The following is a 23,672-nucleotide window of genomic DNA, read 5'->3' on the forward strand; positions in this document are numbered from 1 at the left end:
TCAGGCGTATGCAGCTGCAGGCGCGGCGTGCGCGTGCTGCAGACGGCGCTGCTTCTCGGCCATCAGCCGGCGCAGGTTGTACTGCGATGCCAGCATCAGGAACGCACCCTCCAGATAGCCGGCCTGGTGCAGCTGTTGCAGCGCCTGCGCATCGAGCGCGGCAAGCCGCTCGCGGTCGATGGCAAACAGGCCTTCCAGCTGTGCGGCGTGGGTTGCGTCCAGCGCCACGTCCAGGCGCACCGGCTGGATCAGACCGAGCGCGTCGAACGCGGCGGCCATGGCCTGCCCGGCGTCCACGCCCTCGCGGATGCCGCGCAGCACGCCGATGATGTGGTCCAGGTAGGGGCTGTGGCCGCCCTGTGGCAGGAACACCGCCTCGCCTTCGCTGCGGCTGACGCGTGGATGTTCCAGGTCGACGTGGATCACCGGCTCCTGCACCAGCGCACCGTCGATGCGCTGCTCCTGGAAGCCGATCAGAAACGGGCCCTTGGCCACGATGCCGGGTAGATAGCTGGCGTTCCAGCGCCCTTCCTGCAGGAACAGGTTTTCGTCCTGGGTGAAGCCCAGCAAGGCCACGGACTGATAGCCGCTACCGGCGGGGTCCTTGCGGAAAAACAGCGGGTACTCGCGCTGCAGGTCGGCGTATTCGGTCACGAACGCGGGGACCAGGCCAATGGCATCACCGAACTCGGGGCCGAAGCGCAGGATGACGCGCAGGTCGTGATGCGTCACGTTGTTGAGTACGGCGTATCGCGTCATCTGGTACTCCGGCAGGCATCCATCGGCGCACTGCAGTGGGAAAGGGATCGATCGCACGCCCGGCGCGCCTGCGAACGCCGAGCATTGCCAAAAACCGGGAGGCCGGCAAGCCGCAGGGCAGCATGCGCGATGCGCGAGCGAATGCCCGCGCATCGCGTTGGGGCTGCGTGCATCCGCCGTGCAGCCACACGACTGCGGCTGCACGACGAAGGCGGGCGGGCGAACCCCCGCCGCAGTCGCCCGGTTGCGGCCGCCATCCGAACAGGACGGCCGCCCCGAGCTGCCGGTGCGCGCCTGCGACGCGGTGTCAGAACGCGTAACGCACACCCAGGGTGTAGCGCGGCTGCTGATCGATCAGACGCACGATCTGCTTCTCCGACCGACCATGCCAACGTACGTCTTCGCCGGTGAGGTTGATCGCCTCAAAGCCCACCGACAGCTGCTTGTTGAGCGCATAGCTGACGCTCAGATCGAACTGCTGGTACGCCTCGACGTAGTACGGGTTGCGGTTGGAGGCATCCTGGTTGGCCGCGATCAGGTACTCGTCGCGCCAGTTCCAGGCCAGGCGTGCGCTCCAGCCGTACTTCTCGAACATCAGCATCACGTTGGCGGTATCGCTCAGGCCCAGCAACGCGAACTGGTCGCGGTCGATGACGTTGTTGTCGAAGGCCACATCGCCTTCGACGATGGTGTAGTTGGCATAGATACCGAAGCCGGTGCTGCCGAAGAAGTACTGCCCGCCCAGTTCCCAGCCGTGGATGTTGGCCTTGTTCTGGTTGATCGGCCGCGACACGTCGAACTGATACAGCGGGTCGGCCGCAGTGCCGACCAGGTCGTAGGCGTTTTCCAGGGCGAGGCTCTGCGCAGAGCTGCCGTTGTAGGCGCCCAGGCCACCGGTGGCCGCGGCGTTGCGCAGCAGGGCGGTGGCGGCGAACAGGGAGGTGTCGTTGGCCGAGCAGGCCGCCGCCACGTCGTTGCCGGCTGCGCCGACCTGCGCGGCGCAGGCCCCGCTTTGCAGGAAGGCCAGTGCCGCCTGCGCATCCGGGCCCGAGGTGGGGTCGGTCAGCCCGTACAGGGTCTCGCGCGAGACGGTGGTGCCGATGAAGTTGCTGACGCGCTTGTTCCAGAAGGTCGCCGACACGTAACTGGCATCGGCGAAATACCATTCCAGCGCCAGGTCGAGGTTGTCCGATTCCAGCGGGTCCAGCGTCGGCGTCTGCGAATCGCCGCTGGCGCGGTTGGACGGGTTGATCAGGATCGAGCCGGCCGGCGTATTGGGCGTCGGCCCGGCGAGCAGGTTGTTGTACGGTGCGCGCGCAATGGTCTGGCCAAACGACGCACGGCCCTTCAGCTGGTCGGTGATGTCCAGGCTGAAATCCAGATTCGGCAGGATGTAGTTGTAGCTGGTCTTCTCGCTGAAGGGCTGCTGCTCGGTGGAGCGCAGCAGCTGGAAGTCGTTGTTGGCCTGCCATTGCAGCGCCGTGGGCGTGGCAACCTGCGAGGTGGATTCCACATCGGTGCGCTCGTAACGCAGGCCCAGGCGGGTGTTGGCGGTCATGCCGGCGATATCGCCGGTCAACTCCAGTTGCACGTAGGCGGCACGGGTCTTTTCTTCGACCTGGTTGTTGGCGCTGTACAGCGGGTTGTAGCGCGTCTGCGCGCCGTACTGGCTGCCACCCCACAACGCCAGCTGGCTGGCATCGCCGCGCCAGGCATTGCGCGCGGCGCCGTTGGCGTTGAAATCGTCGAACATGCCCACGATGCTCACCGGCTGCAGCAACGCGACCATGCCCGGCTCGTTGCCGGCATTGGCCACGCCCCAGTCGCCCAGCGTGGAGTAGTTGTCGCTGGTCAGGCGGTGCATGGTGGTGTTGGACGAGCTCACGCCGAACTGGAAGCGCCCGTCGTCGAAATCGAACTTGCCGTCCAGGCGGCCTTCCTTGGTTTCGGTGACCTGCTTTTGATAATAGATGCGTTGCACCTGCGAGCCGAGATTGTTGGGCGTGAAATCCGGATTGACCACGCCGTTGGTGCCGGCCAGCGAATCGGCGACGGTGGGATACCACGTGCGCGCGCCGATCGGCAGCGAATTGTTGAACCACAGCTCCTGCCCCCACTGGCCGCCGCACGAAGGACCGTTGACGCAGTTGTTGGTGCCGGCAAAGCTGAAATAGGTCGCGCTGCCTCCGGTGACCGGATCGTTGGGCAGGCTCTGGGTCTTGGAGTTGTGCGCATCGAAGGTCAGCTGGAAGCGGTCGCTCACCTGCCAGTCCGCATTGAAGCCGAGCGAGCCGAGCGTGTACTTCTGCTCGTTGCGCTGCTGCTCCATGCCGAAGTCCTTGGCACCGTTGGGCACATCGCGCAGGTACACCGGCGTGGCCACGGTCTGGCCGGTATCGAAGGTGAGGTTGGTGAAGCTGTTGGCGCGTTGCAGCCAGATGCCCTGCTCGCCGCGTTCCTCGCGGATTTCGTTGGCCGAATAGGTGTAGTCCAGGGTCAGCGTCAGGCTGTCGGTCGGTGCGAACTGCATCACCGCCTGGCCGTTCATGCGCTCGCGCTGGAAATCGGCAAACGCGTAACGGATGTCGTTGGGCATGCCGTAGAGCTGGCCGATCGCCGGCGCGTTGGTCACCACGGTGTCCGGACGCAAGGCCGGGTCGGTGCCGGTCCAACGCTGGATGTTCCAGCGGTTTTCGGTGGCCTGCACCGAACCGCCGTGACGCTTCTGGTAACTGGCGCTCAAGCCGATGCCGAAGGTCTTGTCCGGGTTGGTGTAGCTGAAGATGCCCGACACTTCCGGGGTGAGCGAGTCGCCGAACGGCTGCGAGCGGTCGGACACCATCTTGGCGCCTGCATTGGCCACCACGCCTTCGTGATTGAACGGCTTGTCGGTCTGGATGTTGATCGTCGCGCCGATACCGCCGCTGGGCGCGGTGGCGCGGCTGGTCTTGAACACCTCGATGCCGGTGATGGCTTCGGAGGCGAGCTGGGCGAAGTTGAACGCACGCGTGCCCACGTCCACGCCGCCGATCGGGGTCTGCCCGGGCGCGCCGAATGCGTCGGCGCCGGGGATCAGGCGGCCGTTGAGGGTGACGGTATTGAACTGCGGCCCAAAGCCGCGCGCGGTGACCTGCGCGCCTTCGCCATCGCGGCGCTCGATCGAGATACCGGTGATGCGTTGCAACGACTCGGCCAGGTTGGTGTCCGGAAACTTGCCGATGTCTTCGGCGCTGATCGCATCCACCACACCGGCGGCATCGCGCTTGATGCCCATCGACTGATCCAGGCTGCTGCGGATGCCGGTGACGTTGACGGTGTCGAGCGTGGTGGCGGCATCGCTGCTGGACTGCGGCGCGGGCGTCGGCGGAGCGACATCCTGCGCAAACGCGGGATTGATGACCAACAGGCCACCAACGAAGGTGAACATGGCCTTCGACTTGAAGCTGTTCAACGTACGACGCATCGATGTGTCCTCGGGAGTGGAGTCCAACCGCCTACGGCCGATGTCGCGGCATGCGACACGGCAGTGTCATGACCACTGCCCGACGGGGCAGTGGCGAACAGTACTGCTTTGAATAAGGTCCCCTGACGCGCATGCCGGCGATCGCCCCTTCGATCGTCGCCCTGCGTTGTGCGGTGCATGCTGCGGGCGTCACCCACCCCATGGTGTCGGCGGCGCATCCGCGATGCATGCCCTGCACTGCATGCCAGCCAGTGATAGCGCTAACACGCCGCGCAGCCTAGTCAGGCGATAAAGGCCTTGTCACCGTGCGTTGCAGCATAGTGATTGGCCTGCACGGTTACAGCCGATACGGCAGCCGCTTGAGTCCGCAAGCCGCTTTCAATGGCGGCGCGGCTGTAAGCGTTATCAACGGATTGCGCAAAAACCGGCGACGGACACGGTGAACTTTGCACAATGCAACGGCCTTGGCGCACCGCGACGCGGCGACTGCGCAAATGTCGAAAAGGCCTGCGGCAGCGACGCCCGCGTTCCGCATGGCGGCGGTGGCGCGCACGCGATGGACGCGATGCCGTCGCCAGCGACAGGCGCAGGCGTGCAACGGCGCAGGGCGGTCCATCGCGTTGGTAAGAACGGCAGCCACGTCGCAATCGATTGCGGGCCACGGGGTGCGTGCAGCGCCTGTCCCTGCCGGCAACGCACGCTGGCGACGATCAGCCGATCACATCCACGCGATCGTCGCTGCGATCGGCATCGGGCACTGCGTGATCCGGATCCAGGGTGACGTGCAGGACCTTCTGGGTGGTGGGCAGCGTCAGCGTCGGTGTGGTGGTCTGCAGCCAGCTCTCCACCGGCACGCGACGGTCCAGATGGCTGCCATCGGCCAGATCCACGCGCACGGTGACCGGCATCACCAGTGGCTGCCGGCTGCGCAGGGTGAGTTGCAATCCCTTGGCCGGGTCGTGATCGATGTACTGTGCCCTGGCGATGCCCATGTCCAGCTGCCAGTTGTTGAAATACCAGCCGCGCCACCACCAGCTCAGGTCTTCGCCGCTTTCGCTTTCCATCAGCCGGAAGAAGTCCGACGGGGTCGGATGCTTGTAGGCCCAGGTGGCGATGTATTTGCGAAACGCCGGGTCGAACCGTTCCGGGCCCAGGATCTGCTCGCGCAACAACACCAGGCCCAGCGCGCCCTTGAAGTAGGTCAGCGGGTGGCGGTAGGTTTCGCTGGTGGCATCGGCGATATCCATCAAGGTCGGTGCCCTGCGGTCGGCCAGCAACGGCAGGATCTCCTCCACCGGGTTACCGCCCTTGGGCGCATATTCCGAATCGCGTTTGGGCGCGTACTCGCCCTTGTTGAAGGCGTCCGATGCATACACGTCGATGAAGGTATTGAAGCCTTCGTCCATGAACGCATGCCGGCGTTCGTTGGAGCCGACGATCATCGGGAACCAGGTGTGGCCGATCTCGTGCGCGGTAATCCAGAACAGGTCCTTGCCGCCATCTTCGAAGCCATCGAAGACGATGCCCGGATATTCCATGCCCGCACCGTAACCGCCCAGGTTGATCGCCGCCGGCCACGGGTAGGGATACCACTGCGAGAAGTGTTCGATCGCGCCCTTGACGTACTCGGTGGAGCGGTTCCACTTGTCCGCGCCCACGCCCTCCACCGGATACACCGACATCGCCAGCGATTGCGTGCCGTCCGGCAGGTTGATGCGCGCCGCATCCCAGACGAACGCGGGCGATGCGGCAAACGCCACGTCGCGGGTGTGCTCCATATGGAAGCGCCAGGTGCGCGTGCCCTTGCCCGCCGGTGGAGCGGCCTGCGCGGCCACCTCCGATGGCGTGCGGATCAGCACCGTGCGGTCGCTGTTGCGGGCCTGCTGCAGGCGCTGTTGCTGGGCGCGGCTGAGCACCTGTTCCGGATTGGTCAACGCACCGGAGCCGGCCACCACAAACCCGTCCGGCACGGTCACCGCATAATCGAAGTTGCCGTATTCCAGATAAAACTCCGAGCCCAGGTACGGTTGCGTATCCCAGCCGCGCAGGTCGTCGTAGACCGCCATGCGCGGGTACCACTGCGCTATCTCGTAGATCTCGCCGTGCTTGCTGGCACTGTAGGCAGTGCGCCCGCCCCAGGTGCCGGGAATGCGGTAGCGGTAGCGGATATGCAGGGTCAGTGCCTTGCCCTGCCCGGCCAGCGGTTGCGGCAGATCCACCCGCATGCGGGTGTCGTCGACGATGAAGTGCGCGGCCGTGCGACGGCCGCCGGTGTCGATCTCCACACCGGCGATCTGCATGCCATCGCTGAACTCGGTGCGCCGCGAAGGACGGCTGGCGGCCGCGCGCGCGTCGGCGCGATACAGGTTCTGGTCCAGCTGCAGCCACAGCACGTCCAGCGCGTCCGGGCTGTGGTTGGTGTAGTGGATGGCTGCCTCGCCAGTGAGCGTGTGGCTGGCCGGGTCGATGGTGGCCTCCAGCTGGTAATCGGCGCGGTTCTGCCAGAACAGCGGCCCCGGCACGCCACTGCCGCTGCGGTAGGCGGTGGGCGCATCCGGCAATTGCAGCGGTGCGAACAACGCCAGCGGGTCGAACGTGCCCGACGGCGCGGCGGCATCTGGCGCGGCAACCGCAAGCGGGGGTGCGCTGGCACACGCCAGCGATACGGCAACGGTGAGCAAACGGCGCATGGTGGGGAACATGCTCGGGTCCTGCGACGGGGGGACACCCATCCTACGGTGCCGCTCGCCGGGCACGGCACTGCCATTGGTCCCGGTTGGTGGCATGCGAGGTGGCGACCCGGCCATGACGCGAGGAACCCGCGCGCGACGGGGCGCCGAGGCGCGTTGATGACGGCGCCAGCGCCCTTCAGGCGCTTGATGCAGGCGGCCATCGCCTGGCATCGCTGCGATCGACGGCAGTGGTCGACACGCGACCGACCGATCGTCGGCTCATCACCACACCGATGCGGACGAGGTGCGCGCAGTGCTGAGGTCGATGGAAGACATGCGCAGCGCGGGCAGACATAGAAGGCAGGCGTGCCGATTGCGCCCATCGCGCCCTGCCGCACGGCAGCACCACGCTGCCGCGCGCCCGGCTAGCCCGGCGTCAGGCTGCCCAGTCGTAACGCGCCATCGCCATCGTCGCCCAGTGCATCGTCGGGATTGCTCAAGCGACAGCGGCGCAGCGACAGGCAGCCACAGCCGATGCAATCGGTGAGCTGGTCGCGCAAGGCCTGCAGCTCGCTGATGCGCGCATCCAGCTGGCCGCGCCAGCGCGCGGACATGCGCGCCCATTCCGCCCGCGTGGGCGTGCGCTGATCGGGCAGCACCGAAAACGCGTCCAGCACCTGCTGCAGCGGCACGCCCAGCCGTTGCGCGACCCGGATCACCGCAATCCGCCGCAGCACATCGCGCGCATAACGGCGCTGATTGCCCGCGGTCCGCAGGCTGCGGATCAGCCCCTTGCGCTCATAGAAATGCAGCGCCGACACCGCCACGCCGCTGCGCCTGGCCACTTCGCCCACGGACAACTCACGCTGCATTGCCTTGACCTCAACCTTGGTTGAGGCAGGATGCTGCGCGGCCGTGACCGACGCAAGCGCTTCGGGTCACGCCCATGCTCACTCGCTCTGGATGTTCGATGCCCACCGATACCGCCTTGCCCGCCGCCCCCCGAGACGACGCGCCGCCCACCTCGATCCTGGCAGCCCCTTATCGCGCTGCCACGCTGGGCATGGTTGCGCTGGTCTCGCTCAACGCTTTCGAATCGTTGGCCGTCGCCGCCGCCATGCCGACCGTGGCGCGCGAGTTGAACGGCTTGCCGCTCTACGCCCTGGCCTTCGGCGGGACGCTGGCCACCAGCGTGGTGGGCATGACCGCGGCCGGCCGCTGGAGCGACCGCCACGGCCCCGCCGCTGCCCTGGGCAGCGGCCTGCTGTGCTTTGTGATCGGCCTGTTGATCGCCGGCCTGGCGCCGGACATGCACTGGCTGATCGCCGGGCGCCTGCTGCAGGGGCTGGGCGCCGGTGCGTATTCGGTGGCCCTGTACGTGATTGTCGGGCGGCTGTATCCGGAAGCGTTGCGGCCACGCGTGTTTGCCGCGTTCTCTGCCGGCTGGGTGGTGCCGTCGTTGATCGGCCCGGGCATCAGCGGGCTGATCGTGCAACACATCGGCTGGCGCTGGGTGTTCCTCTCGGTGCCGCTGCTGGCGATTCCGGCCGGGTTGATGCTATGGCCGGCGCTGCGTGGGCGGCGCTGGTCCGGCGCGCGGTCCAGCCAGTCCGGCGCACTGCTGGGCTGGGCCATCGGCGCGGCACTGGGCGTGCTGGGCGTGTACCTGGGCGGCCAGCTGCATGGCCTGCCGGCGCTGATGGCGATGGTGCCGGCGCTGATGCTCACCGTGGCATGTGCCTGGCGCCTGCTGCCCGCCGGCACGCTGACGCTGGCACGCGGGCTGCCCAGCGTGATCGCACTGCGCGGCATCGCGGCGGCGGCGTTCTTCGGTTTCGAGGCGTTCCTGCCGCTGCTGCTGTCGCGCGAGCGCGGGCTGTCGCCGCTGCTGGCCGGGATCGCGTTGAGCGTGGGCGCGTTGGGGTGGTTCAGCGGCTCGTGGTACCAGGGCCATAGCCGCGCCGGCTGGTCGCGCCCGCGCCTGCTCAAGACCGGCGCCTTGCTGATGATGCTCGGCATCGCGATCAGCGCGGGCGCGGTCTGGCCGGTGATTCCGGTGCCGGTGGCCGTGGCCGGCTGGGCGTTGACCGGCCTGGGCATGGGGCTGCTGTATCCCAGCCTGTCGGTGCTGACGCTGTCGTTGTCGCCGCCTGCGCAGCAAGGCGCCAACAGCTCGGCACTGCAGTTGAGCGAGGCGATCGCGGTGGCCGGCATGCTGGCCCTGGCCGGCGCGCTGTTTGCCGCGTTGCTGGCATCGGCAACGCCGGCTGCTTATCTCAGCGTCTTCGCACTGGCCTGGCTACTGGCGGTGGCGAGCTTCGTGGTGGCGCGGCGGGTGTGATCACCACAGCGCTGCTGCAGGTGGTGTGTGGCCCTGCCCACGCGTGTGGAGATGGTGGCAGTGTGCGGCAGGGCCGGAGGTAAAACACCGCGTCCGGCTTGCAGAGCCGCCATGCCTGGCTGGCGCAGCGCACCGCTGCGATCCCGGGTGCGCGCCTCGCAGGACTTTGCCGATTCTGCCGGGATCGCTGCGAAAACCACGGCCGATCGTTTCCTGCGAGCGACTGGTCATTTTTTCGCCACCCATCTTGACAGCGTTGCAGGCCGGGGCCTGCACGCAGTTGTCCACAGCCTTGTGCAAGTTCCATCCACAGGGGGTGTGGAAAAGATGCAGCGCCGTGCAGCCACCGAGGCCTTGCGCAACGCCGGCGCCTGTGTCACGCGCGATCAGCACGGCCTGCGCCGCTGGGTGACATGCACTGGCAGCAGGCTCGCCAACCTCCGGCACACCGGGGTCCGGTGCACCACACAAGACGGTGGATCACGCACGTCACACCGCCACCTGGCAGTGGCGATGCCCGCGCAGCTGCCGGTCAATCGACGATGACGTGCGGCACGAAGCGGGAGGTGTCGCGGGTGATGGGGCCATCGTCGTCGCGCATGCCCAGCCCGGCCGGGCGATCGGCCACCACCCAACTGCCCACCAGTGCATGGCGGCCATCGAACACCGGCAACGGATGGTGCGCCTGCAGGATCGCCGGGCCATCCACATACGGGCCGTCGGTCTGCGCGGCGTCGCCCTGTGCCGTGACCAGCGCGATGTTGGCGCCCTCGCGCGACAGCAGCGGCTTGCGCACCCACCCCGCAGCCGGCGCTTCGCCGGCCTGCGCAAAACGCGCCGCCAGCAGGTTCGGGTGCCCTTGGTGGCGCTCCCACAGCAGCGGCAGGATGCCCTTGTTGCTCAGCACCGATTTCCATGCCGGTTCGATCAGCCGCACGCGGTTGGCGATCAACGCCGGGCCGAAGCGTTCTTCCATCATGAATTCCAGCGGATACAGCTTGAACAAGGTCTGGATCACCCGGTCCTGCTCATCGGTGAACCAGCCCTCGGCACTCAGGCCGATGTCCTCGATGGCCACTTCTTCCGTCGCGATGCCGACCTGATGCGCGCAATCGCGCAGGTAACGCACGGTGGCGCGATCTTCCAGCGAATCGCGGACCGCGGCGAAATGCATCTGCGCCCCGATGGCGCCATCCACCGCCAGCGCGCCCAGCGTCTCGCATAGTAGGTCCTGGATCAGGTTGTACTGATCGGTACCCTTGGGCAGCACACCGTTGGCGATCTGCTGCTCCAGCCACAGCCACTGGAAATACGCGGCCTCATACAGCGAGGTCGGCGTGTCGTAATTGAGCTCGTACAACTTGGCCGGGCCATTGCCCGAATAGGCCAGATCCATGCGCCCGTACAGGTGCGGGTCGCGGTTCTTCCACGAGGTGGCGATCCAGTCCCAGTAAAACGGCGGAATGGCCAGCTGGGTCAGCAGCTGCTCGGAGCCCACCACCTCGTCCACCAGCTGCATTGCCATGTCGTGCAGGTCCTGGGTGGGCGCTTCGATGTCCTCTTCGATCTGCTGCAATGAAAACGCGTAGTAGGCGCTTTCATCCCAATACGGCGCGCCGTCGATGGTGTGGAAGTGGAAGCCCAGCGATTCGGCTTGCGTGCGCCAGTCCGCGCGTTCGGGGATCAGGATGCGTTGCATGTCAGCCGCCGAACCCGGAGCTGCGCCCGCCGCTGCCGAACGAACTGCGCGCTGCCGCGCTGGAGCCGAAGCCCGAGCGCGACACGGTGATGGCGCGCGTCGGCATGTCGATCGCACCGCTGCGCCCACGCACGGTGCCGATGCGGTTGCTGGCCAGATCGCCGTTGGGCTTGTAGAAACCGCCGCTGCGGTAATCGCGATACAGCGGAATCGCACCGCCATAGCGATAGCCGCCACCGCCGGTCATGTTGCCCAGCGCATAGCCCAACAAGAACCCGCCCATCGGCGGAATCCAGCTCTGCTGACCCTGCGGGTTCTGGACGGCCGTGCAACTGCCGAACTGCTCATCGCACTCGTAGCGCGTGTTGAAGCGCGGCGCGGCCTGCTGATGCTTGGTCACCGCCTCGTCATACGCCTTGAGGCATTGCTGGATGTCGCTCTGTTCCTGCTTGACCTGGTAGCAGTCGGACGCCGACTGCAACACCACGCCGGTTTCCGGCTCCGAGCCGCAGCCGGTGACCAGGGCCGCCGGCAAGGCGGCCATCAGGGTCAATTTGAGATTGCGTGATCGCTTCATGGCGCAGGCTCCGTTACGGCGTGATCGCCGCGGCGTTGATCAGGCCCACGGCGATCGACACGCCCGCAGAAAAGATGCCCGCAGCGGTGACGTTGTCGGTGATCTGGCGCGAGATGCGCCCGGCGACCAGGTTGGCCAGCAGATACGCCACCACCTGGATGCCGCAGGCCACCAGGCCCCAGATCAAGGCATCGACCAGGCTCACCGAGTGGGTGATGGCCGAATGCAGCGGCAGTGCCACGCCGATCAGGTTGCCGGCCAGCGACGTGGCGGCGGCCACATTGCCCTGCCGCAGCAGGGTGAAGTCCTTGTGCGGCGTCACCAGGGTCACCAGTACCACCGAGACGATCAACACGCCCAGGCCGGTGCCGAAATACGAAAGAAACGCGAGAAAACTCTGCAGGTTGATCGGGTTCATGACAGGACCGGTTGAGTGAAGGGCGAGCGCACGCTCAGGTGATATCCAGATCGGCGACGGTGACATCGATGCCGACTGCGTAGGTCACGCAGAATTCGTTGGGGCCGGAATCTTCGCCGGTGACCAGCAGAAACTCCTCGCGCTGCAGCTCGGGCACCTCGCGGCTATAGAGCATGGCGTAGTGGGTCAGGTCGCCATCGCGACGTGGCGGCTGGTAGCGGTACAGCACTTCGTCGTAGGCGATGGGCGGGATGCGCGCGGTGTCGTCGGTGGATTGCGTGGCGCGTTGCCAGCGCTTGCCGGCGTAGTCGATCTGCGCCGCGCCCAGGTGGGGGTGCTGCATCACGAACTCCTGAAACGCCTGCTTGCTGGGCGGGTTCACCGTCTCGCAATACACGAATGCCTTCATCGCTTCCAGATCGCCGCCCACGGTGGTGACCTGCAGGAACGCATCGTCATCCAGATAGAAGCGGTGCAGCGAATACCCATCGCCCAGATTGACGTGGCCGTAGCATGGAATGCCCTGGTGACCGCCCGGCAGCTCGGCGGTCATGGCGTCCGGCGCCATGCGGTACAGCGTGGTGTCGATCTCGACCTGCCCGCCCACGCGCAGGCCCAACGGCAGCGCATGCCCGATCGCACCGGTGCCGGAGGTCGGCAGCGGCGGCGGTTGCGGTTGGCCAAACAACTTGCTGAAAAAACTCATCGTCAGACACCTCGTGGCGATGCGGAAATGGGGGATTCGGCGCGCAGCGCGGCCCACGCGATGACCTGTGCAGGCACACGCTGCTCGGCCAGGTAGTACAGCATGGCACCGGCGGCGACAGCGGTGCGTGCTGGCGGGTTCAAGCGCAGCGCGCCGTCGGGCGCGCGCAGGCCCAGCAGCAGGGCGCCGCGCTGGCTGAAGTCGGCCGCGAGCCGGCTGTAGTCCAGCGTCTCGACAGTGGCGGGCACGGCAAGACTGAACTGGGTCGGGCCATCGTCCACCGACAGCAGCTCGGCGGTGATTGCGGCGCTGCCCGGGTCCTGCGCGGCGCGGGCCAGGATCTCGGCGGTCATCGGGCGCGTGCACTCGATGGCCGGGTAATGGCAGTTGACCAGGCGTGCGGCGCTGGCCGAATCGAAATGCGCCACCACATGCGCAGCCGGCGCATGCGCCATCAACGCAAAGACCGCGGCCAGGGTCTGGTCGTCGGACGGCGGGTTGACGATCACCCGCGCGGCACCCGCGATGCCGGCTCGCAGATAGACCTCGGTGTGGGTGTACGACTCGGCCGCCACGAAGCGCATGTGGTCGGGCATCGGGTTTTCGCTGATGCCTTCGGCGATCAGCACCACGCCTTCATCGTCGGTGGCGGTATCGGACAGCAGCAGGTCCAGCAGGCGGCTGGACGCGGCGCCCTGCCAGCCGATCAGGATGGTGTGCCCGCGCAACGCGTCGTAGGCCATCTTGCCCATGTAGTGACGCCTCCAGAAGGTGATGAGCACCGCACTGGTCTTGGCCAGCACCGTGGCAAACAACGCCACCGCGCCCGGCATCAACACGAACGCGGCGATATAGCGCCCGGCCACCGAGCCCGGCGACAGGTCGCCGTAGCCGATCGTGGTGGCGGTGGTCATGTAGTAATACGGAAACGCGTCCAGGCCGACGAGCTTGTGCTCGCCGGCCAACCGCAACAGTGCCCAGCTCAGGCCCATGTGGGCCAGCAGCGCGAGCGCCACCATGCCCCAGCTGACGCGGCGCACATGCCGCCGCAAGACCCGGTACAACCGGCCGACAATGATCATGGCGCGTCCTGTGCCGTGGCGCTGCGGTCAGCTGTCGCTACGCGGAACCTGCTGCACGTCGCGCACCTGGCCGATCAATGGGGCCGTGCCGCTGGTGGTGTCGTGGCCCAGCTGCGCGGCGGGCTTCTTGAAGCGCGCCAGCACGGCGGCCGCGTTGGACTCGCCTTCCATCAGCCCGGCCGCGGCCAGACGCCGATTCAGATCGCCATCGCCGCTGGACGCTTCGAGTTCTTCGGCCGATTCGATGCGCGCCGAGGTTTCGGCCTGACGCGCCTTGATGCGCTCCAGCGATTCCAGTGCCGAGCCCATCTTGCTGCTGGCGCCGGAATGCCGCGCGGCGATCGCCGCCTGTGCCTTCTGCACCGCGTCGGTGGCCTTGACCGTATCGATCTGCTGGCGCATGCCGCGCAGCTGGTTTTCGGTCTTCTGGATGGTGGCCTTGAGCGTCACCACCGACTGGTCCAGCGATGTCTTGGACGCCTTGTCGCCGGCGTCTTCGCTTTCCAGCGCGGCCAGCTTGACCGCCACGTCGTGCGCCAGCGCTTCATCGTTCTTGGCCAGCGCACCTTCGATGTAGCGCGTGTACTCGGCCATCTTGCCGGCGCGCGCGTCGATCTTCTGCTGGGCCAGCTTGCTTTGCGCCATCAGCTTGGTCAGTTCTTCGCGCGAGCGCGTGAGCTGGGCGCCGGCATCGCGCATTTCCTGGTCCAGGATGCGCAATGCATTGGCATCGACCGCCTTCTGGCCGGTCTCGTGTGCGGTGCCACGCAGCAGCGTGATCAGTTTGGAAAAAATACTCATGACAACACGCCTTTAGGAAAAGAACGGCTTGAGAGATTCGGCGGCATCCAGCGTATTGGCCGCCAGGGTCTGGATTTCCTCGTCGATCTGGTCGAGCGTGGACGACGCCGACAGCTCACCGAAGACCACGTAGCTGTCCTTGCCGTCGACCTGCACCAGGCCCAGGTTGGACAGGGGATTGAGCGGATTGAGCCGCAGGCAGGCGTCGTTGAACGCGGCGCGGTCGTTGACCTGATCGGCATTGGCCAGCAGCGTGGACACGAATACCTGCGAGCCCGAGGCGGCCACCTGGATCTGCATGTCGCCGTGGTCGGCCAGGGTGAGGTTGATCGCCGGCTCCAGCCCGTCGATGAGTTCGACCTCGATCGGCTGGCCGCGGTAGCGCTCGGCCAACAGGCCGTGCAATTCGACAGTGGTGTACTGCGTCATACGATGTCCTGTCCTTTGGAAACGGTGGTCAAGCAATGGGCGGACATACTACAGACTGTTCGCGACCGGCAGAACGTGCCGTTCGGCACCGGTCAGGCGGCATCAAGTGCCGGCGTTCGACCGCTGGCACCGCCCGGGTGCGCCCCTTCCGGCGCATGCCGTACAGCGCTGCGCCGCGTGGCCGCTGCACACGCCGCCGCGCGTGCCGGCCCTGCCAGGCGGACGCGTTGGGCGCGGCAGCGGACCCCCGGCACCGCCGCGCCGACGATGCGGCCGCCAGCGTGCGCGCCGCCGCGTCGGGCGGGCGTTACGGGTAGAGCATCCGCTTGGTCCAGTGGCTGGCCGCATCGGCCTCGTACCGCCAACGCTCGTGCAGGCGGAACTTGGCGCCATACCAGAACTCGAACGCCTGCGGCACCACCCGGAAACCGCCCCAGCCATCCGGCCGTGGCACCTGCCGGCCGTCGAAGGTGGCCTCGACCTTGGCGATCGCCGCGTCGAACTCGGCGCGCGAGCCGAGCGTCTGCGATTGCAGCGAAGCCCAGGCGCCGATCTGGCTCATGCGCGGGCGTGACGCGAAGTAGGCATCGGCTTCGTCTGCGCTGACCAGCTGCACGCCGCCCTCGATGCGCACCTGGATGCCGGCCTCGCGCAGGCTGCGCCACAGGAACAGCAGTGCCGCCTGCGGATGGGTCTGCAGGTCCCGCCCCTTGGCGCTGTCCAGATGCGTGTAGAACACGAAGCCGCGCGCATCGAAGGCCTTGAGCAGTACGGTGCGCGCGCTCGGCCGCCCATCCACGGTGGCGGTGGCCACGGTCATGGCGCTGGCTTCCAGCTCGGCGCTGTCCTGCGCCTCGGCATACAGCGCGGTAAAGGTGGCAAGGGCTTCTGCGTACAGATCGGGCATGGCGGTGCGTGGCGGCAGGAGGGGCGTCCATTGTGGGCGCATCGCCGGCACTTGTCCTACGCCCGGCTGTCGCAGCCGGCATGGCTGGCCATGGGCACGGGCGCGCGACATGCGGCGTTGCAGGGCCACCGCACCGCGCGGCGTGCTGGCGGCCGCGATGGATTCGGCGCGCGTCAACCGGCCCGGTGCGCAAGCGTGAATGCTAGGATCCCTGCGCATGAACCCCGCTCCCAATCTCGTGATGGTCGGCCCGATGGGCGCCGGAAAAAGCTGTATCGGCCGACGCCTGGCCGAGCGCTTCGGGCTGGATTTCGTCGATGTGGATCAGGCCATCGTCGACCACGTGGGCAGCAGCATCGCGGCCATCTTCGAGCAACACGGCGAAGCACGCTTTCGCGAGCATGAGGCGCAGACCCTGCAGGCACTGCTGCAGCAGGACAACAAGCTCATTTCCACCGGTGGCGGCGCGGTGCTGGATCCGCTCAACCGCGAGCGTATTCGCGCGCGCGGATTCGTGGTGTATCTGCACGTGAGCGTGCCGGCGCAACTGACCCGCCTGGCGCGCGACCGCAACCGCCCGCTGCTGCAGCGCGCCGACCGCGAGCAGGTGCTGCACACGATGGCCGCGCATCGCACCCCGCTGTACCAGGAAGTGGCCGACCTCACCCTGGAAACCGATCACTTTTCTCCCGCCGAAGCCACCGCGCAGCTGGTGCTGCGCCTGGCCGCGCAATGGCGCATGTCGAGTACCCCTGCATGACACTCCCCCGCTCCAGCCGCAGCGTCGATGTCGACGGTGCACAGCCTTACACCATCACCATCGCGCCCGGCCTGCTCGCCGACGGTGCGCGCCTGGCCAGCCATGTGCGCGGTCGCCACGTGCTGGTGCTCAGCGACACCCAGGTGGCACCGCACTACGCCGCCGGCGTGCGCAGCGCGCTGCTGCAGGCGCGCCCGGACCTGCAGCTGGGCGAGCTGGTGATCGCCGCCGGCGAAGCCTCCAAGACGCTGGACAACTTTGGCGCTGCGATTGCCGCACTGGCCGAGCTCGGCGCCACCCGCGACGCCTGTGTGTTCGCTCTCGGTGGCGGCGTGGTCGGCGACCTGGCCGGCTTCGCCGCGGCCTGCTGGATGCGCGGGGTGGACTGCGTGCAGCTGCCCACCAGCCTGCTGGCGATGGTGGATTCGTCGGTCGGCGGCAAGACCGCGGTGGATATCCCGCAGGGCAAGAACCTGGTCGGCGCCTTCCACCCGCCACGCGCGGTGATTGCCGATACCGACACCCTGCACACCCTGCCCGCGCGCGAGCTGCGCGCCGGCCTGGCCGAGGTGATCAAGTACGGCGCCATCCGCGACCCGCTGTTCTTCCAATGGCTGCATGCCGAACGCCGGGCGTTGCTGGAAGGCGATGCCGACGCCCTCGCACAGGCGATCGCACGCAGTTGCGAGCACAAGGCCGACATCGTGGCGCGCGACCCGCTGGAAAAGGGCGAGCGCGCCCTGCTCAACCTGGGCCACACCTTCGGCCATGCGATCGAGACCGAACAAGGCTACGGGGCGCCCGGCAACGACAACCTCAACCATGGCGAAGCAGTCGCGGTGGGCATGGTGCTGGCCGCGCGACTGTCGGCCGCGCTGGGCATGAGCGATGTGCAGGACACCGAGGCGCTGCGCGCCCTGCTGCAGGAGTTCGAGCTACCGACCGAGATCCCGCCCGGCCTGGCGCCGCACGCCCTGTTGGGCCGCATGCGCCTGGACAAGAAGAACGTCGCCGGCCGCCTGCGGCTGGTGCTCTGGCGCGGCATCGGCAAGGCCGAAGTGGTGCCGGACGTGGACGAGGCTGCGGTGCTGGAGATCCTGGCCGGCTGAGGCCCGCCGGCCAGGCAGGCACGCAACGCTGCATGGCCGCACGCAACTGCCGTCGACCGCCCCGACGCCCACTCCTTGTAGGAGCGCACCTGGGCGCGATGGGTCTTGCCAGTAAATCCCCATCGCGCCCAGGTGCGCTCCTACGCAATCCCTGCTTGCCAGCGCTCCCGGCGCAACCCGGCGTGCCCACTGCCTCCCAGCCTTCAGCAGCGCCCGGCTACAATCGGTGACATGCGCATCCTCCTGCAACACGACTCCGGCGGCAACGAGCCGCTCCGCTATGTCCAGCTGACCCTGCAACCGGATCTGTTCGGGGGCTGGGAACTGCTGCGCGAGAGCGGCCAGATCGGTGGACGCACGCAACTCCGGCGCGACCAGTACCTGCTGCAGGACGAGGCAGACCGGGCCTTCGAAAAGGCCCGCGACACCCAGCTCAAGCGCGGCTTCCAACTCATCACCGGCGGCGCCGACGCGCCGCGCTGAGGACACACCTTCCCATGCTCAAGAACGATCGTCTGCTGCGCGCCCTCAACCGCCAGCCCGTGGACCGCACCCCCGTATGGTTGATGCGCCAGGCCGGCCGCTACTTGCCGGAGTACCGCGCCACCCGCGCGCGCGCCGGCAGCTTCCTGGGCATGGCCAAGAACCCGGACATCGCCTGCGAAGTGACCCTACAGCCGCTGCAGCGCTTCCCGCTGGATGCGGCAATCCTGTTCTCCGACATCCTGACCATCCCCGATGCGATGGGCCTGGAGCTGTACTTCGTCGAAGGCGAAGGCCCCAAGTTTCGTCACCCGGTGCGCGATGCCGCCGCGATCCATCGCCTGGGCGTGCCGGACATGGAAACCGAACTGCGCTACGTCATGGACGCGGTGCGCGTGATCCGCCGCGAGCTGGACGGGTCCGTGCCGCTGATCGGCTTCTCCGGCAGCCCGTGGACGCTGGCCTGCTACATGATCGAAGGTGGCGGCAGCAAGGAGTACGCGCGCATCAAGGCCATGGCCTTCAACGCGCCGGAACTGCTGCATCACCTGCTCGGCACCGTCACCGATGCGGTCATCGCCTACCTGGCCGCGCAGCGGGCGGCCGGTGCGCAGGCATTGCAGGTGTTCGACACCTGGGGCGGCGTGCTGTCGCCGGCGATGTACCGTGAATTCTCGCTGCCCTACCTCACCCGCATCGCGCGTGAGCTGGAACGCGGTAATGGCGCAGAACGCACCCCGCTGGTGCTGTTCGGCAAGGGCAACGGTGCCTATGTGGCCGACCTGGCCGCCAGCGGCGCCGAAGCGGTGGGCGTGGACTGGACCATCTCGCTGGCCGATGCCGCGCAGCGCGCCGGTGGCCGCGTCGCCGTGCAGGGCAACCTGGACCCGGCCACCCTGTACGGCTCGCCCGACGCGATCCGCGCCGAGGTCGGCAAGACCCTGGACAGCTACGCCCAGGGCAACGGCGGCTCGCGCGAAGGCCACGTCTTCAACCTTGGCCACGGCATGTCGCCAGACATGAATCCGGAGCACGTAGGCGTGCTGGTGGAAGCGGTGCAGAGCTTGAGCAAGCGCTGACGGGCCCTGCAACCGACGGCACCGCGCGTGCTGTCGGTTGCCGCAGAATCAGGCCGGAACACGTTCGTGTGCTGGCCGAGCAGTGCAGCGCCTAAGCACGCGCTGACGGGCCAACGCCGCCCGCGTCGGAACGCTGTCTTCATCACCAGCATCGGGTCGTCGTAACACCGCGCATCGACGCCGATGCGTCAGCCTTCTGGACTCGCTCCCGGCGACGCCGCGGCGTCGGTCGTGGCATCCCACCCATGCCAAGCGCTGCCCACACGCGCATGCCCGGCGATACCGCAGACCAGAGCAGGCAGCCCGCAGCCGGCCTCTGCGCACGCGTACCGATTTGTGACGGCACTCATGCTGTGAGTCGAGGCGCTGCGGCTGCAGCGTCACAGCCGATTCGTCTGATCTCTCACCAGCGGCACGTAGTGCGGCTGGCGCAGGACAGCGCAACGCGGAACCCGCTGGCAGCCGGCCCAGACGATGCACGTCCTCGCGCATTTCGCTGGGTGTTTTTGCAAACCCGGTTGCGATTTGCCGATGAATTCACCGCACCGCGTTCCAGATCGCATCGCCCCCTTGCATGCCGCTCTCAAGCCGGTTCGGCTTCACGTCGATAAACCCGGCATTGCCGTCGTTTGCGCCAATTCTTCGAAAGCACAGCGATCTACTGTTGCTCCACGGTGATGCGGTGCCACTGCAACACATCTCCAGCCAGGCAGGCCGCCTGCACAACCTCGACACCGTCACGTTTGTTCCAGCGCTTCAATCATCCGTACATCAGGGAGAAAAGCATGGCCTTTCCAACTGCCGTCAACGACCAGATCACCGACTCCGTCACACAAGCCAATACCAAGGTGCTGGGCGATGCCCCTGCCATCGCCATGGGCAATCTTTACCAGGCCACTGCACAAGCGCTGGCCAATGCCGCCCATAACGCGACCAATGCGCAGCAGCAGAGCTATGTCACCGCGCAATCGGCCACCACCATGGGCGTGGCCACGCTCTACTCCATCGATACCGCCACCACCGGTGTTGCGACCAAACAGATTTTGAGTACCGGCGTGCCTGGTCTGGTCTCGCGTTAACTCAAACAATTAGGAGAAGAAAATGGCATTTCCGACCGCAGTCAATAACCAGATCACCGACTCCGTTACCCAGGTCAATACCAAGGTACTAGGCGACGCACCGGCGATTGCAATGGGCAATCTGTATCAGGCAACTGCGCAAGCGTTGGCCAACGCTGCCCACAACGCAACCAACGCGCAGCAGCAGAGCTATGTCACTGCGCAGTCGGCCACCACCATGGGCGTGGCCACCCTGTACTCCATCGATACCGCTTCCACCGGCGTCGTCACCAAGCAGATCCTGAGCGTTTAACGGCCAGGCTAACGCCAAGGACATCCACCAATGGCATTTCCCACCGCCGTCAACGACCAGATCACCGACTCGGTTACCCAGGCCAACCTGCAGGTACTGGGAAGCTCGCCCGCCGCAGCCATGGGCAATCTGTACCAGGCCACCGCGCAGGCGCTGGCAAACGCGGCCCACAACGCCACGCTCGCGCAACAGCAGATGTATGTCACCGCACAGGCAGCGACCACCATGGGCGTTTCGCTGCTGTATTCGCTCGATACCGGCACCACCGGTGCCGCCACCAAGAAGATTCTCGGCTAACCGCTAACGCCGCAGCGTCTTCGTTCTTTCACTACCTCAAGGAGCTATCACCATGGCCTTTCCGACCGCCGTCAACAGCCAGATCACCGATTCCGTTTCCCAGGTCAACACCAAGGTCCTCGGCGATGCGCCGGCGATTGCAATGGGCAACCTGTTCGTCGCCACCAGCCAGGCGCTGTCCAACGCCGCGCACAACGCCACCAACAACCAGCAGCAGTCCTACGTGACGATGCAGGCATCGACCACCCAGGGCGTGTCCACCCTGTACTCGATCGATACCGCGTCCGATGGCGTCGCCACCCGGGAAATCCTGAGCGCCGGGCTGACCTGATCGGCAACCGGGCGCCGCTGCTGCCGCACCAGCGGCGCCCGGTTGACTAAGCGACGCGATGCCAACCCCATGCGGTTTCGTTGATCGAATCGAGAAAGGACGCCCCATGCTGCAACTACGTCATATCCCCACGTCCAACACCCTGGACGTCTTCGTCAGACTGATCAGGGGCCGCACCATCGTGGCGACCTTCGCGCCGCACCAGAAGGCAGTGATGAACGTCGAGTTCGACGGAATTCTTCCGCTGATTCCCGGTGTGCAGCCGCTGGTGTATCGCCAGAAGCTGGACGGCGTGATCGATGTGCCGCACGGCAATTTTGCCTTCCTGGAATCCGTGCGCAATGGCGTTGCCTTGCAATACGCAGGCAAGCACGAGCCACAAAACACCGTGCTGTTCTCGGCGTCGGCTGGCATTGAACAGCGCAGGCCGTCGTTGGCCTAGAACGCAGGGCTAGTGCCCCGTCATGCAGCCAAGCGCGCGTGCCGCAAGCGTCGCCAGCCTGGTCGGCCCTGCCGTCGGCAAAGCTCCAAGCGTGCATTCGGCTCTTGATCGAACGCTCCCCTCGCCCGCACTCGGTCGTTCCCCCTCATGTGAGACGACGCTCGCTTGCGGTGACCGGTCCGGCGACAGGCGCAAGAAGATTTCGCCAGCAACGCAACCGCTTGGTGCAAGCCAGATCTGGCATTAGCACGCGCCCGCCGTCCGTTCCCGACGATTCGTGGCATCCGGCTTGCCCGCAATTGGATTGAGTGAGGCGCGTCTCACTCGCCGCCAATGCGGCCGCGCGCACTGCGGCGGACTCAAGCAGCGCGGCAGTACAGCGTGTTGCAACGCTCTGCACGCGCGCGCGGAGATAATGCGCTGCCCTCCCGATAGCGATGCCCATGCCCTCTTCCGCCCCTGCCGTGCGTGCCTACGCCGAGGTCAAGCCGTTGCTGTGGCTGGTGTCGCTGGCGATCTTCATGCAGATGCTGGATGCGACCATCGTCAACACGGCGTTGCCGTCGATGGCGCGCAGCCTGCATGAAAGCCCGCTGCAGATGCAGTCGGTGGTGTTCAGCTATGCGCTGGCGGTAGCGATGTTCATCCCGGCCTCGGGCTGGATTGCCGACCGCTTCGGCACGCGGCGTACCTTTCTTGCCGCGATCATCGTGTTCACCTTGGGCTCGCTGCTATGCGCCGCTGCGCAACAGCTGCCGCAGTTGGTGGCCGCGCGCGTGGTGCAAGGCATCGGCGGGGCGATGTTGCTGCCGGTCGGGCGGTTGGCGGTACTCAAGACGGTGGCGCGCGAAGACTTCCTGCGTGCAATGAGCTTTATCGCGATCCCCGCGCTGATCGGCCCGCTGATCGGCCCGACCTTGGGCGGCTGGCTGGTCGAAGTCGCCTCGTGGCATTGGGTGTTTCTGATCAACCTGCCGATCGGCATCATCGGTTTTATCGCTGCATTGAAGATCATGCCGGACCATTACGGCGATGCACGCCGGCGCTTCGATCTGGTCGGCTATCTGATGCTGGCGTTTGGCATGGTGGCGTTGTCGCTGGCGCTGGATGGCATCGCCGAACCGGGCATGCGCCATGCCTTCGTGATGTTGCTGGCGATCGGCGGGCTGGCCGCGCTTGCCGGTTACTGGTTGCATGCCGGCACGGCCGCCAATGCCTTGTTTCCCTTGGCGCTGTTCAAGGTGGCAAGCTACCGCATCGGCATCCTCGGCAACCTGTTCGCACGCATCGGCAGTGGCTCGATGCCGTTTCTGATCCCGTTGCTGCTGCAGGTCGGCATGGGGATGAGCCCGATGCGCGCCGGGCTGATGATGGTGCCGGTAGCGCTGGCCGGCATGGCCGCCAAACGCGCCGCGGTGAAACTGGTGGGGCGCTTTGGCTACCGCAACACGCTGATGGTCAACACCGTGCTGGTAGGCCTGGCGATGGCCAGCTTTGCACTGATCGAGGCCGGCCAGCCGCTGTGGCTGCGCCTGCTGCAACTGGCCTGCTTTGGCGGGGTCAATTCGTTGCAGTTTACCGTCATGAATACCGTGACCCTGCGCGACCTGGACCGCGAGCAAGCCAGCCCCGGCAACAGCTTGTTGTCGATGGTGATGATGCTGGCGACCGGATTCGGCGCCGCAGCAGCCGGCAGCCTGCTGGCCGCGTTCAACACGCATCTGGGCGATACGCACGGCGCCACCGCCGCGCTGCATGCCACCTTCCTGTGCGTGGGCGGCATCACCCTGACCTCCACGCTGATCTTCTGGCAGCTGGCCGAGACCCGGCCGCATCCCAAGGACGTGGAGGCAGTGGCGGAGTAGACACCGCCGCCTTGGCTGGTGCAGGCAGCGGGACGCGGTGTGTTCTCAAGTCATTGCCCGACTGGCGCAAGGGTCACGGCC

General features: G+C 66.7%; 23 protein-coding genes. 11 read left to right on the forward strand and 12 right to left on the reverse strand.

The features are described 5' to 3' along the window. The 4 genes from XnspCFBP7698_RS05410 to soxR all read right to left on the reverse strand — a co-directional run bounded on the left by XnspCFBP7698_RS05410 (nucleotide 1) and on the right by soxR (nucleotide 7,766). The gene (locus tag XnspCFBP7698_RS05410; protein WP_104579774.1) at nucleotides 1-759 is read right to left on the reverse strand and encodes a SapC family protein; all 759 of its coding nucleotides are present in this window, start codon (nucleotides 757-759) and stop codon (nucleotides 1-3) included. Between the two features lie 307 nt (nucleotides 760-1,066). Then, a complete protein-coding gene (locus XnspCFBP7698_RS05415; RefSeq protein WP_039409335.1) occupies nucleotides 1,067-4,222 on the reverse strand; it encodes a TonB-dependent receptor in 3,156 nt (1,051 codons plus the stop codon). 710 nt (nucleotides 4,223-4,932) lie between these two features. Then, nucleotides 4,933-6,924 carry a M1 family metallopeptidase gene (locus XnspCFBP7698_RS05420; RefSeq protein WP_146093174.1) on the reverse strand — a complete coding sequence of 664 codons (1,992 nt, stop codon included), beginning with the start codon at nucleotides 6,922-6,924 and terminating at the stop codon, nucleotides 4,933-4,935. Between the two features lie 395 nt (nucleotides 6,925-7,319). Next, entirely contained in the window at nucleotides 7,320-7,766 is a 447-nt protein-coding gene (soxR, locus tag XnspCFBP7698_RS05425; protein WP_039409341.1) for a redox-sensitive transcriptional activator SoxR, read from the reverse strand. Between the two features lie 98 nt (nucleotides 7,767-7,864). On the opposite strand from soxR, the gene XnspCFBP7698_RS05430 reads away from it, so the two are divergent. Beyond that, nucleotides 7,865-9,235 (forward strand): MFS transporter, encoded by a 1,371-nt coding sequence (locus XnspCFBP7698_RS05430; RefSeq protein ID WP_104579773.1) that lies wholly within the window; start codon nucleotides 7,865-7,867, stop codon nucleotides 9,233-9,235. Nucleotides 9,236-9,767: 532 nt separating this feature from the next. Here the strand turns inward: XnspCFBP7698_RS05430 and XnspCFBP7698_RS05440 are convergent. The 8 genes from XnspCFBP7698_RS05440 to pdxH form a co-directional block, all read right to left on the reverse strand. Beyond that, on the reverse strand, nucleotides 9,768-10,934 hold the full coding sequence (locus XnspCFBP7698_RS05440) for a glutathionylspermidine synthase family protein (protein WP_104579771.1): 1,167 nt from the start codon (nucleotides 10,932-10,934) through the stop codon (nucleotides 9,768-9,770). A 1-nt stretch (nucleotide 10,935) separates the two neighbouring features. Next, a complete protein-coding gene (locus XnspCFBP7698_RS05445; RefSeq protein WP_039414410.1) occupies nucleotides 10,936-11,511 on the reverse strand; it encodes a DUF1190 domain-containing protein in 576 nt (191 codons plus the stop codon). A gap of 13 nt (nucleotides 11,512-11,524) precedes the next feature. Then, nucleotides 11,525-11,929, reverse strand: a complete 405-nt coding sequence (locus tag XnspCFBP7698_RS05450; protein ID WP_039414407.1) for a DUF350 domain-containing protein — start codon at nucleotides 11,927-11,929, stop codon at nucleotides 11,525-11,527. Nucleotides 11,930-11,963: 34 nt separating this feature from the next. Continuing rightward, nucleotides 11,964-12,641: a YjfK family protein gene (locus XnspCFBP7698_RS05455; protein WP_184368145.1), complete on the reverse strand. Its 678-nt coding sequence runs from the start codon at nucleotides 12,639-12,641 to the stop codon at nucleotides 11,964-11,966. Further along, entirely contained in the window at nucleotides 12,638-13,717 is a 1,080-nt protein-coding gene (locus XnspCFBP7698_RS05460; RefSeq protein WP_104579769.1) for a potassium channel family protein, read from the reverse strand. The genes XnspCFBP7698_RS05455 and XnspCFBP7698_RS05460 overlap by 4 nt, the downstream gene beginning before the upstream one ends. A 27-nt stretch (nucleotides 13,718-13,744) precedes the next feature. Continuing rightward, a complete protein-coding gene (locus XnspCFBP7698_RS05465) occupies nucleotides 13,745-14,518 on the reverse strand; it encodes a PspA/IM30 family protein (RefSeq protein WP_047696482.1) in 774 nt (257 codons plus the stop codon). A gap of 12 nt (nucleotides 14,519-14,530) precedes the next feature. Beyond that, nucleotides 14,531-14,947 carry a YjfI family protein gene (locus tag XnspCFBP7698_RS05470; RefSeq protein ID WP_039414395.1) on the reverse strand — a complete coding sequence of 139 codons (417 nt, stop codon included), beginning with the start codon at nucleotides 14,945-14,947 and terminating at the stop codon, nucleotides 14,531-14,533. Nucleotides 14,948-15,254: 307 nt separating this feature from the next. Next, on the reverse strand, nucleotides 15,255-15,854 hold the full coding sequence (gene pdxH / locus XnspCFBP7698_RS05475; RefSeq protein ID WP_039414416.1) for a pyridoxamine 5'-phosphate oxidase: 600 nt from the start codon (nucleotides 15,852-15,854) through the stop codon (nucleotides 15,255-15,257). A gap of 217 nt (nucleotides 15,855-16,071) precedes the next feature. Here pdxH and XnspCFBP7698_RS05480 point away from each other — a divergent pair, with 217 nt between their 5' ends. From XnspCFBP7698_RS05480 to mdtD, 10 genes are all read left to right on the forward strand, one after another. Continuing rightward, nucleotides 16,072-16,614, forward strand: a complete 543-nt coding sequence (locus XnspCFBP7698_RS05480) for a shikimate kinase (protein WP_047696486.1) — start codon at nucleotides 16,072-16,074, stop codon at nucleotides 16,612-16,614. Beyond that, nucleotides 16,611-17,723, forward strand: coding sequence for a 3-dehydroquinate synthase (gene aroB / locus XnspCFBP7698_RS05485; RefSeq protein ID WP_123137280.1), 1,113 nt, complete (start codon nucleotides 16,611-16,613; stop codon nucleotides 17,721-17,723). Before XnspCFBP7698_RS05480 ends, aroB begins: the two co-directional genes overlap by 4 nt. A 231-nt stretch (nucleotides 17,724-17,954) precedes the next feature. Further along, nucleotides 17,955-18,206 (forward strand): WGR domain-containing protein, encoded by a 252-nt coding sequence (locus tag XnspCFBP7698_RS05490; RefSeq protein ID WP_039414382.1) that lies wholly within the window; start codon nucleotides 17,955-17,957, stop codon nucleotides 18,204-18,206. A gap of 14 nt (nucleotides 18,207-18,220) precedes the next feature. Further along, on the forward strand, nucleotides 18,221-19,285 hold the full coding sequence (gene hemE, locus XnspCFBP7698_RS05495; RefSeq protein ID WP_123137281.1) for a uroporphyrinogen decarboxylase: 1,065 nt from the start codon (nucleotides 18,221-18,223) through the stop codon (nucleotides 19,283-19,285). A gap of 785 nt (nucleotides 19,286-20,070) precedes the next feature. Then, the gene (locus XnspCFBP7698_RS05500; protein ID WP_011051975.1) at nucleotides 20,071-20,364 is read left to right on the forward strand and encodes a RebB family R body protein; all 294 of its coding nucleotides are present in this window, start codon (nucleotides 20,071-20,073) and stop codon (nucleotides 20,362-20,364) included. A gap of 22 nt (nucleotides 20,365-20,386) precedes the next feature. Further along, nucleotides 20,387-20,656, forward strand: coding sequence for a RebB family R body protein (locus tag XnspCFBP7698_RS05505; RefSeq protein WP_047696491.1), 270 nt, complete (start codon nucleotides 20,387-20,389; stop codon nucleotides 20,654-20,656). Between the two features lie 30 nt (nucleotides 20,657-20,686). Next, complete coding sequence (locus tag XnspCFBP7698_RS05510) at nucleotides 20,687-20,953, forward strand: RebB family R body protein (RefSeq protein ID WP_039414371.1); 267 nt, start codon at nucleotides 20,687-20,689, stop codon at nucleotides 20,951-20,953. A 52-nt stretch (nucleotides 20,954-21,005) separates the two neighbouring features. After that, the gene (locus XnspCFBP7698_RS05515) at nucleotides 21,006-21,284 is read left to right on the forward strand and encodes a RebB family R body protein (protein ID WP_011051978.1); all 279 of its coding nucleotides are present in this window, start codon (nucleotides 21,006-21,008) and stop codon (nucleotides 21,282-21,284) included. A 106-nt stretch (nucleotides 21,285-21,390) separates the two neighbouring features. Continuing rightward, nucleotides 21,391-21,726, forward strand: coding sequence for a hypothetical protein (locus tag XnspCFBP7698_RS05520; RefSeq protein ID WP_039414365.1), 336 nt, complete (start codon nucleotides 21,391-21,393; stop codon nucleotides 21,724-21,726). A gap of 443 nt (nucleotides 21,727-22,169) precedes the next feature. After that, nucleotides 22,170-23,591 (forward strand): multidrug transporter subunit MdtD, encoded by a 1,422-nt coding sequence (gene mdtD, locus XnspCFBP7698_RS05525; RefSeq protein WP_123137282.1) that lies wholly within the window; start codon nucleotides 22,170-22,172, stop codon nucleotides 23,589-23,591. The last annotated feature ends 81 nt before the right edge of the window (nucleotides 23,592-23,672 follow it).

The organism is Xanthomonas sp. CFBP 7698, assembly GCF_003600855.1.
Lineage (GTDB): Bacteria > Pseudomonadota > Gammaproteobacteria > Xanthomonadales > Xanthomonadaceae > Xanthomonas > Xanthomonas cannabis.

Coding starts and splice junctions, on each gene's coding strand:
- XnspCFBP7698_RS05410 (WP_104579774.1), bottom strand. CDS start 759: ATGACGCGATACGCCGTACTCAACAACGTGACGCATCACGACCTGCGC.
- XnspCFBP7698_RS05415 (WP_039409335.1), bottom strand. CDS start 4,222: ATGCGTCGTACGTTGAACAGCTTCAAGTCGAAGGCCATGTTCACCTTC.
- XnspCFBP7698_RS05420 (WP_146093174.1), bottom strand. CDS start 6,924: ATGTTCCCCACCATGCGCCGTTTGCTCACCGTTGCCGTATCGCTGGCG.
- soxR (WP_039409341.1), bottom strand. CDS start 7,766: ATGCAGCGTGAGTTGTCCGTGGGCGAAGTGGCCAGGCGCAGCGGCGTG.
- XnspCFBP7698_RS05430 (WP_104579773.1), top strand. CDS start 7,865: ATGCCCACCGATACCGCCTTGCCCGCCGCCCCCCGAGACGACGCGCCG.
- XnspCFBP7698_RS05440 (WP_104579771.1), bottom strand. CDS start 10,934: ATGCAACGCATCCTGATCCCCGAACGCGCGGACTGGCGCACGCAAGCC.
- XnspCFBP7698_RS05445 (WP_039414410.1), bottom strand. CDS start 11,511: ATGAAGCGATCACGCAATCTCAAATTGACCCTGATGGCCGCCTTGCCG.
- XnspCFBP7698_RS05450 (WP_039414407.1), bottom strand. CDS start 11,929: ATGAACCCGATCAACCTGCAGAGTTTTCTCGCGTTTCTTTCGTATTTC.
- XnspCFBP7698_RS05460 (WP_104579769.1), bottom strand. CDS start 13,717: ATGATCATTGTCGGCCGGTTGTACCGGGTCTTGCGGCGGCATGTGCGC.
- XnspCFBP7698_RS05465 (WP_047696482.1), bottom strand. CDS start 14,518: ATGAGTATTTTTTCCAAACTGATCACGCTGCTGCGTGGCACCGCACAC.
- XnspCFBP7698_RS05470 (WP_039414395.1), bottom strand. CDS start 14,947: ATGACGCAGTACACCACTGTCGAATTGCACGGCCTGTTGGCCGAGCGC.
- pdxH (WP_039414416.1), bottom strand. CDS start 15,854: ATGCCCGATCTGTACGCAGAAGCCCTTGCCACCTTTACCGCGCTGTAT.
- XnspCFBP7698_RS05480 (WP_047696486.1), top strand. CDS start 16,072: ATGAACCCCGCTCCCAATCTCGTGATGGTCGGCCCGATGGGCGCCGGA.
- aroB (WP_123137280.1), top strand. CDS start 16,611: ATGACACTCCCCCGCTCCAGCCGCAGCGTCGATGTCGACGGTGCACAG.
- XnspCFBP7698_RS05490 (WP_039414382.1), top strand. CDS start 17,955: ATGCGCATCCTCCTGCAACACGACTCCGGCGGCAACGAGCCGCTCCGC.
- hemE (WP_123137281.1), top strand. CDS start 18,221: ATGCTCAAGAACGATCGTCTGCTGCGCGCCCTCAACCGCCAGCCCGTG.
- XnspCFBP7698_RS05500 (WP_011051975.1), top strand. CDS start 20,071: ATGGCCTTTCCAACTGCCGTCAACGACCAGATCACCGACTCCGTCACA.
- XnspCFBP7698_RS05505 (WP_047696491.1), top strand. CDS start 20,387: ATGGCATTTCCGACCGCAGTCAATAACCAGATCACCGACTCCGTTACC.
- XnspCFBP7698_RS05510 (WP_039414371.1), top strand. CDS start 20,687: ATGGCATTTCCCACCGCCGTCAACGACCAGATCACCGACTCGGTTACC.
- XnspCFBP7698_RS05515 (WP_011051978.1), top strand. CDS start 21,006: ATGGCCTTTCCGACCGCCGTCAACAGCCAGATCACCGATTCCGTTTCC.
- XnspCFBP7698_RS05520 (WP_039414365.1), top strand. CDS start 21,391: ATGCTGCAACTACGTCATATCCCCACGTCCAACACCCTGGACGTCTTC.
- mdtD (WP_123137282.1), top strand. CDS start 22,170: ATGCCCTCTTCCGCCCCTGCCGTGCGTGCCTACGCCGAGGTCAAGCCG.